The sequence below is a fragment of the Saccharothrix sp. NRRL B-16348 genome (genome assembly GCF_001280085.1).
Taxonomy (GTDB): domain Bacteria; phylum Actinomycetota; class Actinomycetes; order Mycobacteriales; family Pseudonocardiaceae; genus Actinosynnema.
Window position 1 is genome coordinate 120,014 of the sequence record NZ_LGED01000114.1, and the last position, 16,206, is coordinate 136,219.

General features: G+C 71.6%; 15 protein-coding genes. 8 read left to right on the plus strand and 7 right to left on the minus strand.

Features of this window, described 5'->3' with window-relative positions; translation table 11 throughout:
- Positions 1-357: 357 nt before the first annotated feature.
- The 7 genes from ADK67_RS13160 to ADK67_RS13190 are packed head-to-tail and all read left to right on the plus strand — an operon-like array spanning position 358 to position 7,295.
- A complete protein-coding gene (locus ADK67_RS13160; RefSeq protein ID WP_053716690.1) occupies positions 358-1,284 on the plus strand; it encodes a 3-oxoacyl-[acyl-carrier-protein] synthase III C-terminal domain-containing protein in 927 nt (308 codons plus the stop codon).
- Between the two features lie 19 nt (positions 1,285-1,303).
- A complete protein-coding gene (locus ADK67_RS13165) occupies positions 1,304-2,662 on the plus strand; it encodes an ATP-grasp domain-containing protein (protein ID WP_053716691.1) in 1,359 nt (452 codons plus the stop codon).
- Complete coding sequence (locus tag ADK67_RS13170; protein ID WP_053716692.1) at positions 2,659-3,960, plus strand: type III PLP-dependent enzyme; 1,302 nt, start codon at positions 2,659-2,661, stop codon at positions 3,958-3,960. Before ADK67_RS13165 ends, ADK67_RS13170 begins: the two co-directional genes overlap by 4 nt.
- The gene (locus tag ADK67_RS13175) at positions 3,957-4,229 is read left to right on the plus strand and encodes an acyl carrier protein (RefSeq protein ID WP_053716693.1); all 273 of its coding nucleotides are present in this window, start codon (positions 3,957-3,959) and stop codon (positions 4,227-4,229) included. The genes ADK67_RS13170 and ADK67_RS13175 overlap by 4 nt, the downstream gene beginning before the upstream one ends.
- Before the next feature lie 2 nt (positions 4,230-4,231).
- Positions 4,232-5,056 carry a hypothetical protein gene (locus ADK67_RS13180; RefSeq protein WP_053716694.1) on the plus strand — a complete coding sequence of 275 codons (825 nt, stop codon included), beginning with the start codon at positions 4,232-4,234 and terminating at the stop codon, positions 5,054-5,056.
- Positions 5,053-6,111, plus strand: a complete 1,059-nt coding sequence (locus ADK67_RS13185; protein WP_053716695.1) for a hypothetical protein — start codon at positions 5,053-5,055, stop codon at positions 6,109-6,111. Before ADK67_RS13180 ends, ADK67_RS13185 begins: the two co-directional genes overlap by 4 nt.
- Positions 6,108-7,295, plus strand: coding sequence for an acyl-CoA dehydrogenase family protein (locus ADK67_RS13190; RefSeq protein ID WP_053716696.1), 1,188 nt, complete (start codon positions 6,108-6,110; stop codon positions 7,293-7,295). The genes ADK67_RS13185 and ADK67_RS13190 overlap by 4 nt, the downstream gene beginning before the upstream one ends.
- Here ADK67_RS13190 and ADK67_RS13195 read toward each other — a convergent pair.
- The 7 genes from ADK67_RS13195 to ADK67_RS13225 all read right to left on the minus strand — a co-directional run bounded on the left by ADK67_RS13195 (position 7,237) and on the right by ADK67_RS13225 (position 14,895).
- Complete coding sequence (locus ADK67_RS13195; RefSeq protein ID WP_063797589.1) at positions 7,237-7,809, minus strand: hypothetical protein; 573 nt, start codon at positions 7,807-7,809, stop codon at positions 7,237-7,239. The genes ADK67_RS13190 and ADK67_RS13195 overlap by 59 nt on opposite strands.
- Positions 7,810-7,871: 62 nt before the next feature.
- A complete protein-coding gene (locus ADK67_RS13200; RefSeq protein ID WP_053716697.1) occupies positions 7,872-8,423 on the minus strand; it encodes a hypothetical protein in 552 nt (183 codons plus the stop codon).
- Positions 8,424-8,469: 46 nt separating this feature from the next.
- Positions 8,470-9,267: an RCC1 domain-containing protein gene (locus ADK67_RS13205; RefSeq protein ID WP_053716698.1), complete on the minus strand. Its 798-nt coding sequence runs from the start codon at positions 9,265-9,267 to the stop codon at positions 8,470-8,472.
- Positions 9,227-10,696 carry a hypothetical protein gene (locus ADK67_RS13210; protein WP_053716699.1) on the minus strand — a complete coding sequence of 490 codons (1,470 nt, stop codon included), beginning with the start codon at positions 10,694-10,696 and terminating at the stop codon, positions 9,227-9,229. Before ADK67_RS13210 ends, ADK67_RS13205 begins: the two co-directional genes overlap by 41 nt.
- A 160-nt stretch (positions 10,697-10,856) precedes the next feature.
- Positions 10,857-11,660, minus strand: a complete 804-nt coding sequence (locus ADK67_RS13215; RefSeq protein ID WP_053716700.1) for an RCC1 domain-containing protein — start codon at positions 11,658-11,660, stop codon at positions 10,857-10,859.
- Complete coding sequence (locus ADK67_RS13220) at positions 11,620-13,119, minus strand: hypothetical protein (protein WP_053716701.1); 1,500 nt, start codon at positions 13,117-13,119, stop codon at positions 11,620-11,622. The genes ADK67_RS13215 and ADK67_RS13220 overlap by 41 nt, the downstream gene beginning before the upstream one ends.
- A 183-nt stretch (positions 13,120-13,302) precedes the next feature.
- Positions 13,303-14,895, minus strand: a complete 1,593-nt coding sequence (locus tag ADK67_RS13225; protein ID WP_053716702.1) for a tryptophan halogenase family protein — start codon at positions 14,893-14,895, stop codon at positions 13,303-13,305.
- A gap of 260 nt (positions 14,896-15,155) precedes the next feature.
- Between ADK67_RS13225 and sbnB the strand changes: the two genes are divergently transcribed.
- Complete coding sequence (gene sbnB / locus ADK67_RS13230) at positions 15,156-16,178, plus strand: 2,3-diaminopropionate biosynthesis protein SbnB (protein WP_053716703.1); 1,023 nt, start codon at positions 15,156-15,158, stop codon at positions 16,176-16,178.
- Positions 16,179-16,206: the final 28 nt, after the last annotated feature.

A 16,206-nucleotide genomic window follows, 5' to 3' on the forward strand; every position in this document is an offset into this window, starting at 1 on the left:
GCCACCTCGACCACGGTCGAGGTGGCCTTCGCCATGCCACCCGCGCGTGTCGAACCTTCAGGTCGCGCGTGTCGAACCCCCAGACCTCGTGAGTCCTACGTTCAGGTCGCGAGAGTCCTACGTTCGCGACCCGTGAGTTCAACGCTCAGGCACCCCGCGCCCCGACCTGAGCGTTGAATTCAGGGGTCCTGAACGTAGGACTCTCGCGACGCGAACGTAGGACTCTCGCGGGTTGGAGGTTCGACACGCGGGACCTGGAGGTTCGACACGCGGCGGTCAGTGGTGTGTCAGCACGGTGTCAGTGGGCCTTGCGAACCTTGATCCGGCAACGGACCAGGGCAAGCGAGGAGGACGCACATGACGGCGTTGGTGGCGGTCTCGAGTCACCTGCCGGAGACGGTGGCCGTCGCGGACCTGCAGGAGCCGTTGGGCCTCGACGAGCAGCAGGTGCGCCGGTTCACCCGGCTCTACGGCCTCGACCGGATCTGCAAGTCGGACCTCTCCGAGGCGCAGCTGCTGATCGCGGCGGCCGAGAAGCTGGACGGGCTGCGCGGCCAGGAGGAACGCGTCCGCTACCTCATCCGCGCCAAGGGCATGCGCACCACCGCGCCCTACCCGGTCAGCCCGCTGCACGAGGTCCGCGAGGCGCTCAACCTCCAGCACGCGAAGACGCTCGCGGTCGCCGACCACGGCTGCGCCACCGGCCTGCTCGCCATGGACGTGGCCGGCACGCTGCTGGCCGCCGACGGCGACCCGGACGCGCTGGCGCTGATCCTGGCCGGCGACAAGACGTTCACGCCGTTCACCCAGTGGGTCCGCGACACGTCGATCATGGGCGAGGGCATGGCCGCCGTCCTGGTGGCCGCCGACGGCGACCGCGACCACGTGCGCGGCTACGCCAGCCGCATCCACGGCCGCGACGACGGCGTGATCGACCTGACCCCGGAGATCGCCAAGGACGCCCGCCGCATCTACCAGGACGCGCTGGCCGAGGTCGTCGGCGCGGCCACGGAGGAGGCGGGCATCGGCGTCGCCGACATCGACCTGGTGCTGCCCCACAACGTCAACCGCGTGTCGTGGACGGTCGCGGCGAAGAACCTCGGCCTGCCCAACGACCGGTTCTTCCTGGACAACCTCGGCGCCACCGGCCACTGCTTCTGCGCCGACCCGTTCATCAACTACCAGACGGTGACCGAGCTCGGCCTGCTCAAGCCCGGCGACAAGTACCTGATGACGGCCGCCGGCCTCGGTCAGACGTTCGCCGCGATGGTCCTGGAGCACTGAGATGTCCCGGAGCGCACACATGGACGAACCCGACTTCACCCGCAGGCTCAAGACGGCGCTGCTCGGCACGCCGGACGCCTCGCTCGCGTTCCTCGGCAACTTCGAGGTCGAGGAGCGGTGGGCGCTCGGCGAGCACACCCTGCCCCGGCTGTCGGCCGAGAGCGGCGCGGCCGTGGTCAACCACATGGACGAGTTCGCGCTCCTGCTGGCCGGCGGCGACGACCACGTGGTGCTCAAAGCCGCGCCCGACCCCGTCTACCTGGCCTACCTGACCGAGCTGGGCATCGACCTGCCGACCGTGCACGTGGTCGCGGACTCCGACCCCCGCCGCACGGTCACCGCCGACGCCCTCGCCGACCCGGTGACGGTGAAGACGCTCGCCGGGCTCGCCGAGCAGGGCGTGCGGCTGACCGCGCACGGAGTGTCCGACCTGGAGGTCGAGCTGGCCGAACGCGCCGGGATGCCGTTGGCCGCGCCGGACGCCGTGACGTGCAAAGCCGTCAACAGCAAGGTCTACAGCCGACGCGCGGCCGACGAACTGGGGCTGCGCCAGCCCGCCGGGTGGGCCTGCGAGACCGTGGACGAGCTGCGCGAGGCGTTCGACCGGGCACGCGCGCTGGTCGCCGAAGGCCGCAAGGTCGTGGTGAAGGAGGCGTTGGGCGTCTCCGGCAAGGGCATCGCGGTGCTGGAGAGCGAACGCCGGATGGACCGGCTGCTCGGCATGGTCGCCAAGCAGGTGGAGAAGTCCGGGCAGCCGCGGCTCGCGTTCGTGGTCGAGGAGTGGGTCGCCAAGCGCGCCGACCTCAACTACCAGTTCACCGTGGCCCGCGACGGCGACGTGCGGTTCGACTTCGTCAAGGAGCTGCACACCGAAGGCGGCGTCCACAAAGGACACCGGATGCCCGCCAGGCTCACCGCCGGCCAGGTCGCCGAACTCGCCGAGACCGCGCACCGGCTGGGTAAGAAGCTCGCCGCGGACGGCTACTTCGGTGTGGTCGGCGTGGACGCGATGGTCGACCCCGACGACGGCCTCTACCCCGTCGTCGAGATCAACGCCCGCAACAACATGTCCACCTACCAGGCACGCGTGCAGGAGCGGTTCGTCGGCCCCGGGCAGATCGCGCTGGCCAGGCACTACCCCGTGCGGCTGCACCGCAGGCTGCCGTTCGCCGAGGTCCGCGACCTGCTGCGCGGCCTGCTGCTCGACCGGGCCGGCGGCACCGGCCTGCTGGTCAACAACTTCGCCACGGTCAACGCGGGCCACCGCGCCGACTCGGCGTTCGACGGGCGGCTCTACGGCCTGCTCGTCGCGTCGTCGGACGACGAGCTGCGCGGCCTGGACGACGACATCACCGCCCGATTGGAGGCGCGACCGTGAGCGCTGAGTTCGAGGTACAGGGCATCGGGATCACCGAGATCGCCGAACGGTACGGCACACCGCTGTACCTGTACGACGGCGACGAGCTGGAGTCCCGGGTGGACGGCCTCAAGGAGCTGATGCACCCGCGGCTGGAGTTCTTCTTCTCCCTCAAGTCGAACCCCAACATCGGCGTGCTGTCCGTGCTGCACTCCCGCGGCGCGCGGGCCGAGGTGTCGTCGATGGCCGAGCTGGTCACCGCGCGCCGCGCCGGCGTCGACCCGGCCGACATCATCTTCCTCGGGCCGGGCAAGAGCGCCGACGAGCTGGCCGCCTGCCTGGACGAGGGCGTCTACGCGATCGTGTGCGAGTCGTTCGGCGAACTGGCGCTGATCGACGAGTTCGCCGCGCTGCGCGGGATGCGTGCGCCGGTCGCGCTGCGGGTCAACCCCAGCTTCTCGGTCAAGGGCTCCGGCCTGACCATGGGTGGCAAGCCGCGCCAGTTCGGCATCGACGAGTCGCAGCTGTTCGCGTCCGACGACCTCGTGGCACGGCACCCGAACGTCCGGTTCATGGGCGTGCAGGTCTACATGGGCACCCGCATCCTGTCCGAGGAGGCGGTCGCCGAGAACACCGAGCGGATCTTCGAGCTGGCCGACCGGCTGGCCGACCACCTCGGCATCGCGCTGGAGCTGGTCGACATCGGCGGCGGCCTCGGCGTGGCCTACTTCGACGGCGAACGCGACCTCGACCTCGCCCTGCTCGCCGCCCGCGTCAACCCGGTCATCGACGGGTTCGCCGACCGGCACCCCGGCACGCGGCTGGTGATGGAACTCGGCCGCTACCTCACCGCCACGTCCGGCACGTACGTCGTGCGCGTGCGGTACGTGAAGGAGTCGATGGGGGAGCGGTTCGCGGTCGCCGACGGCGGCACCAACCACCACATGGCCGCGGTGGGCATCGGGTCGTTCGTCAAGCGGAACTTCCCCATGCGGGTGCTCAACCGGATCGACGAGCCCGCCACCGAGAGCTGGCACGTCACCGGACCGCTGTGCACCCCCAACGACACCCTCGGCAAGAAGGTCGAGCTGCCGCCCGTGCGGCCCGGCGACCTCGTCGGCGTGCTGCGCTCCGGCGCCTACGGCCCGACCGCCTCGCCGGTGCTGTTCCTCAGCCACGGCTACCCGGCGGAAGTGCTCGTCCACGGCGGACGCGCGCACCTGGTGCGCACCCGTGACGACACCGAGGACCTGCTGCGCCACCAACACCTCCCCGATCGCGCCGCCGCCACGGCTCTCACCGAAGGAACCGCATCATGAGCGAATCCACCACCGTCGCCTCGCGCGAGCGGATCGTCGGCGCCATCACCGCCGTCCTGGCCCAGGTGCTGGACTACGAGCTGCCGGACCTGACCGAGCAGTCCCGGCTGTTCGACGAACTCGGCCTCGACTCGACCGGCGTCTTCGAGCTGCTGATGCAGCTGGAGGAGGCGCTGGAGGTCGAGTTCGACACCGACAACCTGGAGATGGCGCACTTCGAGACGGTCCGCTCGCTGGCCGACTTCGTCGCCGCGGAAATGGACCGCTAGCCGTGTACCGGACCTCCGCGCCCACGCTGTCGCGGTCGTCGGGTGTGCGGACGCTGGGGCTGGCGCGGGTCGTGCGGACCCGCGTCACCCCCGACCGCACGTTGGACGACGAGTTCTCGTTGCGCCACTTCACCGACCTCACGTCCCTCTACGGGGTCGCCGTGCGGCCGGACGTGCTCACCTCGCCGGGCACGACGTTCACCGCGTTGACCCGATCGCTGCACGCCGGGCTGGAGCCGTTGGGGCCGGTGGACCTGGCGATCGTCGCCCACGCGACCCCGGACCTGGACTGCCGGCTGGCCGCGGCGACGTACCTGGCGGAGGCCGTGCCCGGTGCGCCGCTGTCGTTCTCGGTGTCCGACGTCGGCCGGTGCGCGCCGTTCACGGCGTTGCGGATCGCCACGGATTACGCGGCGCGGCACGGGTTCTCGCGTGCGCTGGTGGTGATCGCCGACCAGTCGACGTTGCCGTACGACGTGGACGACCGGCCGGCCGGTGACGCCGGGGTGGCGTTGCTGCTGGAGCCCGGTGGGGCGCCGTTGTCGCTGGTGCACACGCCCGGGGTCGCCGTCGCCGAGCTGCCGGACGCCGTCGCCTCCGGGCTGGCGTCGTTGGTGGGTTCGGACGAGCGGGTGGCCGTGGTCGCGGGCGCGGGGATCGACCCGGAACTGGTGCGGCACGGCGGGACGGTGCGGTCCGCGCCGGCCGGGTACCCGTGCACGTCGCTGTGGGAAGGGCTGGCCGAGTCGCTCGGGCGCGTGGTGCTCGTTGAGCACGACGTGGTGACCGGTGACCTGGGCATGGCCGTGGTGGGGGAGGCCCGGTGACGACGTCGGTGCGGTTGGGCGCCGCGGCTCTCTCGCGCTGCCACCTGGCGGCGCGGGAGGAGGGGTTGGCGCCCGCGTTGACGGTGTTGGGTTCGCTGGTGACGCCGGGGCTGCTGCCGTGCGGGCCGGGTGGGCACGCGGTCGTGCCGCAGGAGGTCGCGGCGTCGGCGGACCGGGTGTGGGTGGACGGCGTCGTGGTGGACCGGAGTGGCCTGGACGAGTCCACTGTGGATACGATGGACCTGCCTGGTGGGGCGGTCGTGCTGCTGCGGGTGCTGGGTACACGATCGGGTGAAGATGGCCCGAAAATGTACGGAAACAGTGTTCTCGTACCTCGGTTGAGAGCAGCGGACCCCGAGACCGACCCAGCTACGTTCGACCCCGGTACGTCCGACCAGCGAGCGGCGAGGGCCCTGGGCCTGGTGTGGCTGCGGCTGGGGCTGTCGGAGGCGTTGCGCGAGACGTGCATGCGCTACCTGAACGGCAGGCGTACCGGCAACACCACGCTGCTGCAGCAGCAGATGGTGAAGTCGACCGTCGCCGACGGCCTGATCGAGCACCTGGAGGTGCGCGCGGTCCTGACGGGCGTGGACGCGGGCGAGCTGCCGGGCGTGATCCTGGCCCACCTGCACGCCCGGATCACCGCGGCCGACCGGTGGCTGGTGAACCTGCTCGGCGCGAGCGGGTACCTGGTCGGCGGCCCGGGGCAGGTGGCCCACCTGTCGGAGCTGCTGGCGGAGGCCTACGTGCCCGCCCCGACCACCGACCCCGCCTGGGACGCACCCGCACCCGAGTCGGGCGCGCGTGCCGCCACCCCCGTGACTCCGGACGCGCGTGCCACCTCGAACGGGTCCGCCGACGCCGGGTCCGCTCGTGCCGGGTCGGCCGACGCCGGCGGTGGCGGCGCGGCAGGTCAGGCTGGGGCCGGGCTTGCCGATGGCAGTGCGGTCGGTGGCAGCGCGGTCGGCGGGTCGGTCGGTGGCGGGTTGGCAGGTGGCGGGGCGGGCGGTGCCGAGGACGTCGGTGGTGTGCGGTTCCGGAGGGGGGAGTCGTGAGCGGGTTGGATGCGCGGCTCGTCGCGTTGCGGGACCAGGTGCGCGAGTGGGGTGCGGATTTTCGGCGCCTCGGGCTCGCGCTCGACCGCGACCCCGAGCTCATCCGCGCGCACTTCGACCTCCCCGCGGTCCGCTACCTGTCGACCATGGGCATCCCGCCGGAGTACGGGAACGTCCCGATCCCCATCGCGGGCAACCGGTTCTACGGCACGCTCGCCCTCGAACGGGCGATCATCATGGAGGAGTTGGCCTGCGCCGACGTCGGCATGCTGGTCGCCTCGCCCGGGCCGCTGCTGGCCGGCGTCCTGGTCGACCTGCTCGCCGACGACGAGCAGAAGGAGTGGTTCTACGGGCGGATGCTCGCCGAGCCGCTGTGGACGTTCTTCGCGCTCACCGAGCCGGATCGCGGCTCGGACGCGGGCGGGCTGACGTCGACGTTGACCCCGGTCGACGGTGGCGCGGTCCTCTCCGGCGAGAAGCGGTACGTCGGCAACGCCTGCCGGGCGCAGCTCGGGGTCGTGTTCGCCCGCGTCGGCTCCGGACCGCTCGGCATCAACGCGGTGCTGGTGGAGACGCCGACGCCCGGGTTCTCGGCGACCGCGCTGGAGACCATCGGCCTGCGCGGCGCGCGGATCAGCGCGATCACGCTGGACGACGTGCACGTGCCCGCGTCCCGCTTCGTCGGACGGCACCTCTCCCCGTCACGGCGCGGCATGTGGGCGTTCGTGCAGACGTTCAACCTGCTCCGGCCGGGTGTCGCGGCGATCGCGCTCGGCATCGCGCGGGCGGCGCACGAGTACGTCCGCGACAACCGCACGACGTTGCGCCGCGACGAACGGGACCGGCTCGACGAGCTGGGCAGGCGGATCACGGCGGCACGCGCGCTCGTGCACCTGGCGGCACGGGCGGTCGACGCCCGGACGTCCGACGGCTACCTGGCGTCCGCGGCCAAGACCCGCGCGTCCCAGCTCGCGCTCGACGCCACCCGCGCCGCCTGCGAGTTCTTCGGCGTCGGCGCCCGCTTCGACCACCCGCAGCTGGACAAGCTGGTCCGCGACGCCCGCGGCCTGGAGTTCATCGAGGGCACGTCGAACATGCAGAAGCTGAACCTGTTCCAGGGCCTGTTCACCGGGAAGCTGGACCGGGACGACCCGTTCCGGGTGGGCGTCGGCTCACCGCGCTGAACCCGGCCAGCCACCGCGCCACCCCGGCGGCCGACCGCAGCCGCACCCAGGGCACCCCGGCCAGCGCCAACCGGCCGGGGTACTCGGTGCGGTGCCTCTTGTGCGCCCGCACCGCCCACAGGATCAGCGAGTCGGAGCCGACCAGCGCGTCGAGCCGTTCCCGGTTGCCGTTCCACAGCACGGTCCGGCGCGCGATCCGGACCGTGCTGCGGCGCAGCAGTCGCGGCACGACGACCCACAACGGCAGGTCGAGCCACACGATCAGGTCGGCCCGGTGCCACAGCACGTCCGCGGTCAGGTCGATGTAGTTGCCGTCGACGACCCACGCCGGCCCTTCGGTGGCCGCCGCGAGCCGCGCCCGGAACTCCTCGGCCGGCGGCGGAGTCCAGTCCGGGCCGTGCTGGATCGCGTCCAGTTCGACGTGCGGCCCGTCGACCACGCGGGCCAGTTCACGCGCCAACGTCGACTTGCCCGCTCCGCTCACGCCGAGCACCACGATCCGCCGCGAGGACATGCGCCAAGCGTCCCAGCGGAACGGCCGGGCGTCGCCCTGTTTTAGCCCCGTCGCCCGAGGGGTCACCGGGCAGCCGGACCGTGACGGCTCGCCGCGCTGAACCCGGCCAGCCAGCGCGCCACCCCGGCGGCCGACCGCAGCCGCACCCAGGGCACCCCGACCAGCGCCAACCGGCCGGGGTACTCGGCGAGGTGCCGGCGGCGCGCCCGCACCGCCCAGGCCACCACCGAGTCCCGGCCGACCAGGAAGTCCAGCCGTTCCCGGTTGCCGTTCCACAGCACGGTCCGGCGCGCGATCCGGACCGCGCTGCGGCGCAGCAGACGCGGCACGACCACCCACAGCGGCAGGTCCAGCCACACGATCAGGTCGGCCCGGTGCCACAGCACGTCCGCGGTCAGCTTGGCGAGGTTGCCGTCGACCACCCAAACAGGCCCTTCGGTGGCCGACGCGAGCTGAGCCCGGAACTCGTCGTCCGGCGGCGTGGTCCAGTCCGGGCCGTGCTGGATCGCGTCCAGTTCGACGTGCGGTCCGTCGACCACGCGGGCCAGTTCGCGCGCCAACGTCGACTTGCCCGCTCCGCTCACGCCGAGCACCACGATCCGCCGCGGGGTCATGCGCCAAGGTTCCCACGCGAGCAAGGTCGCGACGTCGGGGAGGGAGTCAGCCGGCCGGCACCAGGGCGAGCAGGCCGAACTCGAACCCGGAGATGCCGCGCACCCCGATCCCGCTCACCTCCGCGACGCGCAGCGGCACGGCGGACCTGCGCGGAGACTCCCTGCCCAGCTGGTAGTTCAGGTTGTCGCCCCACCCCCACAGCGAGCCGTCCGAGGTGAGCGCGTAGCCGTTGTGCGCCTCGCCGGACGCGATGGCGACCACGCCGGTCAGACCCGACACGGGGGTGGGCGTGCGGACGTGCTCGGTGTTGGTCGAGCCGTTGCCGATCTGGCCGTTCAGGTTGCTGCCCCACGCGACGACCGTCCCGTCGGCCTTGCGCGCGTAGCGGTTGGCGTTGCTGCCGTTGATCTCCACGACGTCGGTCAGCCCCGGCACCTGGAGGGCGACCAGGCTCCGCACCTGGTTGTCCGTCGTGCCGTTGCCGAGCAGGCCGTAGTGGTTGGCGCCCCACACCCAGGCCGTGCCGTCGGCCTTGAGGGCGAAGCCCTCGTCGGTCACGGCGACCGCGTCGGTCATGCCGACGACCTGCACGGGCACGTTCGACTGGCACGTGGCCGGCACGGTCCGGTCGCACATCACGCCGTTGCCGAGGTTGCCGTAGGTGTTGTCGCCCCACGACCAGACGGTGCCGTCGGACTTGACCGCGTAGCCGTTGTCGTCACCGGAAGCGATGGCGACGACGCCGGTCAGCCCGGCGACCCGGACCGGGGTGGTGAAGAAGTCGACTCCGTGGTCGACGCCGTCACCGATCTGGCCGTAGGCGGTGCGGCCCCACGACCACACCGTGCCGTCCGACCCGAGCGCCAGGCCGTTGCCGCGACCGGCCGGTGATCCCGGACGGCACGGGCACCCGCACGGGCCGGTACGCCGTCCAGCCGGGCACCGCTTCGCCGTGGCCCCACACCCACACCGTGCCGTCCGCGCGCAGTGCCATGTTCTCCGAGGAACCGCCCGCGACGGCCACGACGTCGCCGAAGCCCGGGATCGGCTTCGGTTCGGCGCGGTAGTCGCTCGTGCCGTCGCCGAACTCGCCGTTCACGCCCGCGCCCCACGCGAACACGCAGCCGGCGACGCCCGGGCACGTCTGCACGAAGTAGCCGGTCACGTCACCGCGCAGGTGGACCGACCCCGACGTTTCGACGTTCCTCAGCTTGACCCGCCGGTCGAACAGGGGCGCGAGCACCTGCGTCGTCGCGGTCCGCGCGGCGTCCACGTAGAGGGTCCGCGCGGTCGGGTCGGCCGGGCTCTGCGACATGCTGATCCGCGCCGCCGCGGTGCCCTGCGTGCCGGTCAGGTTGGCCACGACGCCGCTGATCGGCAGGGCGGGTGCGGCGACCGTCGCGTCGAACGACAGGTACCCGCCGGCCACGAGAGGTCCGGCGGCGCCGAGGCCCGTGGTGGTGTCGAGCGCGCGGTGCGGCGTGACCGGGACGAAGGCACCGGCGGCGTCGGCGCCGTAGTAGCCCGCGAGCTGCCCGATCAGGCGGACGGTCCCGGCCTGGTTCCACAGGTTGACCTTGCGGTCCGCGCCCACCGCGACCACGGCGAGGTTCGAGGCGGTGCGCCGGGCCGCCACGGTCACGACCGAGGTGTCCGGACGCGCGGAACCGGCCTGCCACGCCGTGACCGAGGTCTGCGCGGAGGACTGCCCGGCGGTGAGGGTCACGGCCACGGCGGTCACGCCCGCCGGCACGTGGGCCGAGAGGTCGACGGTGGTCGTGACGGCCGTGGCGAGCACGACGTCGAACAGCTCCGCCGTCGCGGTGGTCTGGAACTTCGCGCCGCTGCCCGTCGCGTAGTACCCGCTCAGGTCGGCGACCAGGTGCAGCGAGCCGGCGGCGTTGTGCAGGTCGACCTTGCGGTCCGGCCCGACCCGGACCGTGACGGAACCGGCCCGGCTCTCGTTGGCGTGCAGGTTCACGGCCGCGGTGCCCGGCCGCGTCGTGCCGGTCTGGTAGGCGGTGACGGAGGTCGCGGCGGACGCGGCCAGCCCGGTCACGTTGAGCACGACGGCGGTGGCCGTCACCGGCAGCCGGCCCGACAGGTCCACCGTCACGGTCCCGCCCGCACCCACCAACGCACCGGCCTGGGTGTCGAGCACCCGTGCCGGCGTGACGGCGGTGTACTGGGACAACGCGGGCGTCGACGTCGCGGCCGGTTCGGCCACCGCCCCGCCCGACCCGGCGACCACGCCCGCCGCTAACACCGCCACGACAGAGAGCACCGCAAGACCCGGTCTCATCACGAAATCCCCCCAATGAACCAAGAACGGTCGGCAGAGCCTACTGAGGATCCGAGCCGAGCACGCACGAGTTCGAGGAAGGGGCACCGGGCGTCGCGATGGCGGTCGCGACGCCCGGTGGCATCGGGAGTCAGCCGGCAGGCACCAAGGCGAGCAGACCGTAGGCGTACGCGGAGATCCGGGTGACGCCGATCCCGCTCACCCGGTCCACGCGCAGCGGCACGGCGGAGGTGCGCGGCTGGTCCCTGGCCCGGCCCAGCTGGAAGTTCAGGTTGTCGCCCCACGCCCACAGCGAGCCGTCCGACGTGACGGCGTAGCCGTTGTGCGCCTCGCCCAACGCGATCGTCACCACGCCGGTCAGACCGGACACCGCGACCGGCGAGCGGACGTGCTCGGTGCTCGTCGAGCCGTTGCCGATCTGCCCGTGCAGGTTGTTGCCCCACGCCATGACCGTCCCGTCGGCCTTGAGGGCGTAGCGGTTGTCGATGCCGCCCTTGACCTCCACGACGTCGGTCAGGCCCGGCACCTGAAGGGCGACCAGGCTCTGCGCCTGGTTGTCCGTGGAGCCGTTGCCCAGCAGGCCGTAGTGGTTGCTGCCCCACACCCACGCCGTGCCGTCCCGCTTGAGGGCGTAACCCTCGTCGGCCACGGCGACCGCGTCGGTCATGCCGACGACCTGCACCGGAACGTTGGACTGGCACGTGCCCGGCACGGCTTTGTCGCACGCCACGCCGCTGCCCAGCCTGCCCCAGGTGTTGTCGCCCCACGACCAGACGGTGCCGTCGGACTTGACGGCGTAGCCGTTGTCGTAGCCGGAGGCGATGGCGACGACGTCGGTCAGCCCCGCGACGCGGACCGGGGTGGTCAGGTAGTCCGCCTCGTGGTCGACGCCGTCACCGATCTGGCCGTAGGCGGTGCGGCCCCACGACCACACCGTGCCGTCCGACCCGAGCGCCAGGCCGTTGCCGCGACCGGCCGCGCTGGGGCCGGTACGCGGTCAGCCCCGGCACCGCGTCGCTGTAGCCCCACACCCAGACCGTGCCGTCCGCGCGCAGCGCCATGTTCTCCCAGACGCCGCCCGCGACGGCCACCACGTCGCCGAAGTCGGGGATCGCGCCCGGCTCGGCGCGGTAGCCGCTCGTGCCGTCGCCGAACTGGCCCGTCACGCCCGCGCCCCACACGAACACGCAGCCGGCGTTGCCCACGCAGGTGTCCACGAAGTAGCCGGTGACGTCACCGAGCAGGTGGACGGAGCCGGACGTGCCGGAGTTCACCACCCCGATCTCCTGCCAGGTGTCGAACTCCCCGAACACCTGCGTCGTCGCCGTCCGCGCGGCCTCCGCGTAGAGGGTGCGCGTCGTGTAGCCGCCCAGGCTCTGGGACACGCTGATCCGCGCCGTGCCGGTGCCCTGCGTGGCGGTCAGGTTGAACACGGCGCCGAGGATCGGGAGGGCCGGCGCGGACGCCGTCACGTCGACATCGAGGTACTCGCCTGCCTTGAGCGGTCCGGCGACGCCGGAGTCGTTGCCCTGGCCGGTGGTGGTGTCGAGCGCGCGGTGCGGCGTGACCGGGACGAAGGCCCCGTCGGCGTCGGCGCCGTAGTAGCCCACGAGCTGGCCGATCACGCGGATCGTGCCCGCTTCGTTGAACAGGGAGAGCTTGCGGTCCGCGCCCAGCGCCACCACGGCGAGGTTCGAGACCGTGCGTCGGGCCGCCATGGTCACGACCGACGTGCCCGGCCGCGCGGTGCCCGCCTGCCATGCCGTGACGGAGGTCGGCGCGGTCGTCTGCCCGGCGGTGAGGGCGACGGCGACGGCGGTCGCGCCCGCCGGCACGCGGGCCGCGAGGTCCACGGTCCTCGTGGCCGCCGCGCCGAGCGCGACGTCGAACAGCTCCGCCGACGCCGTGGGGCGGTACTTGGCGCCGCTGCCCGTGGCGTAGTACCCGCTGAGGTCGGCGACCAGGTCCAGCGTGCCGGCGGCGTTGTGCAGGTCGACCTTGCGGTCCGGCCCGACCTGGACGGTGACCGAGCCGGCCCGGCTCTCGTTGGTGTACAGGTTCACCGCCGCGGTGCCCGGCCGGGTCGTCCCGGTCTGGAACGCCGTGATGGTGGTCGACGTGGATGCGGCCAGCCCCGTCACGTTGAGCAGGACCGCGGTGGCCGTCACCGGCAGTCGGCCCGACAGGTCCACCGTCACGGTCCCGCCCGCGCCGACCCGACCGGCCGGCGCGCCGACGCCCCCGCGGGTGTCGAGCACCCGTGCCGGCGTGACGGTGGTGTACCTCGACAACGCGGGCGCGGCGACGGGCTCGGCCACCGCCACGGCGGGCACGACCACGTGCGCCGCCGACGCCACCAGGACGGCCAGCACCGCGAGACCCGGTCTGATCACGGAATTCCCCCCAAAAGCACCAAGACGGTCGGCAGAGCGTAGGAACCCGGGTCGATCACGCACAAGTCCCGTGACCGGTGGTGAGGAGGGCGGAACGCTGCGTTCGCACGGGTGCCCGCACGGCGACGAGCCCACCGGGTCGGGGGGTACCGGTGGGCTCGTCTTTCCCGGGGGAGGGAAGCGCTACTTGCCGTGCAGCTGCTTGAGGTACTCGTACGTGCTGGGCAGCGTGCTCAGCAGCTCCTTCTGCTTCCGCTTGATCTCCGCGAACACCGGCTCGGCCGAGTCGAGCACCTCGGGCCGCGCGGCCAGCGCGGGCAGGGTGTGGTCGGGCAGGTACTCCAGCCCGGCGAAGATGCAGTAGTAGTTGGAGTTGTTCCAGAAGTTGCGGAACTCCGCCTCGAAGTTGGCGTAGTAGGTCGACTCGTCGGTGATCGGCATGTTGACCGCGAGACCGGCCTTGTACATGCGGACCTTCTCCTTGAAGTCGTCCGCCAGCTCCAGCTCCTTGCACGCCTGCCAGAACGCCGTGTCGTTGCGGGGCGCGAAGCTGAAGTGCCCCTGCACGAAGTCGCGGGAGTCGTCGAACATCGTCTCGATCTCCGCGTTGAAGCGGTCCTGCAGGATCGAGTCGAAGTTCTTGTCCGGGAAGTGCTTCGCCAGCTGGAACAGCGCCGCGTAGATGAAGTAGATGCCGGTCGACTCCAGCGGCTCCAGGAAGCAGGACGCCAGGCCGATCGAGACCACGTTCTTGACCCACGCCCGGCGGTTGCGGCCGACGCGGAACTTCACCTGGTTCAGCTGGGTGTTCTCCGGGTCGAGGCCCCACATGTTGCAGAACTCCAGCGTCGCGTCGTCCCGCGACTGGAACCGGCTGGAGAACACGTAGCCGCTGCCGAAGCGGCCGAGCATCGGGATCTTCCACGTCCAGCCGGACGACATGGCGATGGCGCCGGTGTAGGGCTCGACACCGTCGACCGCGTCGTCGTGCGGGATCTGGGCGGCGACCGCGCTGTCGTTGAGCAGGTGGTCGCTCATGTCCAGGAACGGCTCCTTCATCGCCTGGTTGATGAGCAGGCCGCGGAAGCCGGAGCAGTCGATGAACAGGTCGCCCTCGATGGTGCGCCCGGCCTCGGTCTTGAGCGCCGAGACGTGGCCGCGCTGGTCGATGACCGCCTCGACCATCTTGTCCTCGATGTGGATCGCGCCCTGCTTGGTGGTCGCGAAGCGGCGCAGGAAGTCGGCGACCAGGTTCGCGTCGAAGTGCCACGCGTAGTTGGTCCACTTGGTGCCGTCCAGGAACCTCGGCGAGAGGTTCTGGTCCATGATCGGGGGCTCGCGGTAGCAGGCGTAGTCGAACGGCTCGTCCGTCTGGCCGGCCAGCTTCTTGTGCGTCCAGTAGTGCGACAGCGGCTGGTTCTCGTGGTTCGGCAGCAGGCCGAACAGGTGGTAGTAGTGGTCGGTGGTGCCCTGGTACGGGCGACCGGTCGACTCACCGACGCCCGGCGTGCGCCAGTTCGTGAACTTGATGCCCATCTTGAAGCTGGCGTTGCACTCCCGCATCCAGTCCTCCTCGGCGATGCCGAGGAAGTCGAAGAAGGTCTTGTGCAGGTTCGGCACGGTGGCCTCGCCGACGCCGATCTTGGGGATGGCGGGCGCTTCCAGCACGGTGATGGTCACGGCCGGGCCCAGGGCCTTGCCGAGGTACGACGCGGCCATCCAGCCCGCGGTGCCGCCACCGAGCACCACGACCTTCTTGATCCTACGATCTTCCATCGAGGTTTGTCCTCCCGTCATGATCACGACAAAGGCCGCGGAACCGACGTTCGTCGCAGTGCTGCCGGTGTTCGAAGGGCGAGTGCCCGAGATTTTCGTGTCGGGACAACCTGAACCCAAATAGCTATGGATTTTCTATATCGGCCGCCGTCAGTGACGTGTCAGCGGGTTGTCAGCCGTGTTCGCAAGCATGTTGTCGGGACCGCTGCCCGGACGGGTCGGCGCTGCTCTTCAGGCCTGCACGAGAAAGGGACGGTAACGTGACACCTGCCTTCGCGGTGATTTCCGGCGCTCAGGTGAACGAGGTATTGCGAGGCCGCGAGAAGCACGTTCTCGAACTCATCGAGGCCGCCTACCGGTGGCACGGTGAAGGTGACACGGTCAATCCGCCGTCCTATTTTCTGCGGTTCCCCGAAGACCCCTCCTCGCGGATCATCGCGCTGCCCGCGTCGATCGGCGGGGACATCGGCGTGCACGGGATGAAGTGGATCTCCAGCTTCCCCGCGAACGTCGCCGCCGGCCTGCCGCGCGCGTCCGCCGTGCTGATCCTCAACGACCGCGAGACCGGCTACCCGATCGCCTGCCTGGAGAGCTCCATCGTCAGCGCGGTGCGCACCGCGGCGTCCGCCGCGCTCGCCGCGGACTGGCTCAGCCGCGGCCGGAACCGGCCTGCCAGGGTCGGGTTCGTCGGCACCGGCCTGATCGCCCGCTACATCCACACCTACCTGACCGCCACCGGGTGGAGCTTCGACGAGGTGGGCGTGCACGACCTGAGCGCCGACTCCGCGAACGGCTTCCGCGAGTACGCCCGGGGCGCGGGCGACGGCGTGGTGCAGGTCCACGACAGCGCGGAGAGCCTGATCCGGTCCAGCGACCTGGTCGTGTTCGCCACCGTCGCGGGCACGCCGCACGTCACCGACCCGGCGTGGTTCGACCACAACCCGCTGGTGCTGCACGTGTCGCTGCGCGACCTGTCGCCCGAGGTGATCCTCGCGTCCACGAACGTGGTGGACGACGTGGAGCACTGCCTGAAGGCGAACACCTCGCCGCACCTGGCCGAGCAGCTCACCGGGAACCGCGACTTCCTGTCCGGCACGTTGCACGACGTCATGACCGGCGCGGTGACGCCACCGGCGGACCGGCCGCTGGTGTTCTCCCCGTTCGGCCTCGGCGTGCTGGACCTGGCGGTCGGCAAGCACGTCTACGACGAGGTGTCGCGGGCGGGCGAGCTGGCCGTGGTCCCGGACTTCTTCTTCGACCTCGACCGCTACGGCAAGCGCTGAGCCGCCTGACCGTGCACCTCGCCTAGGA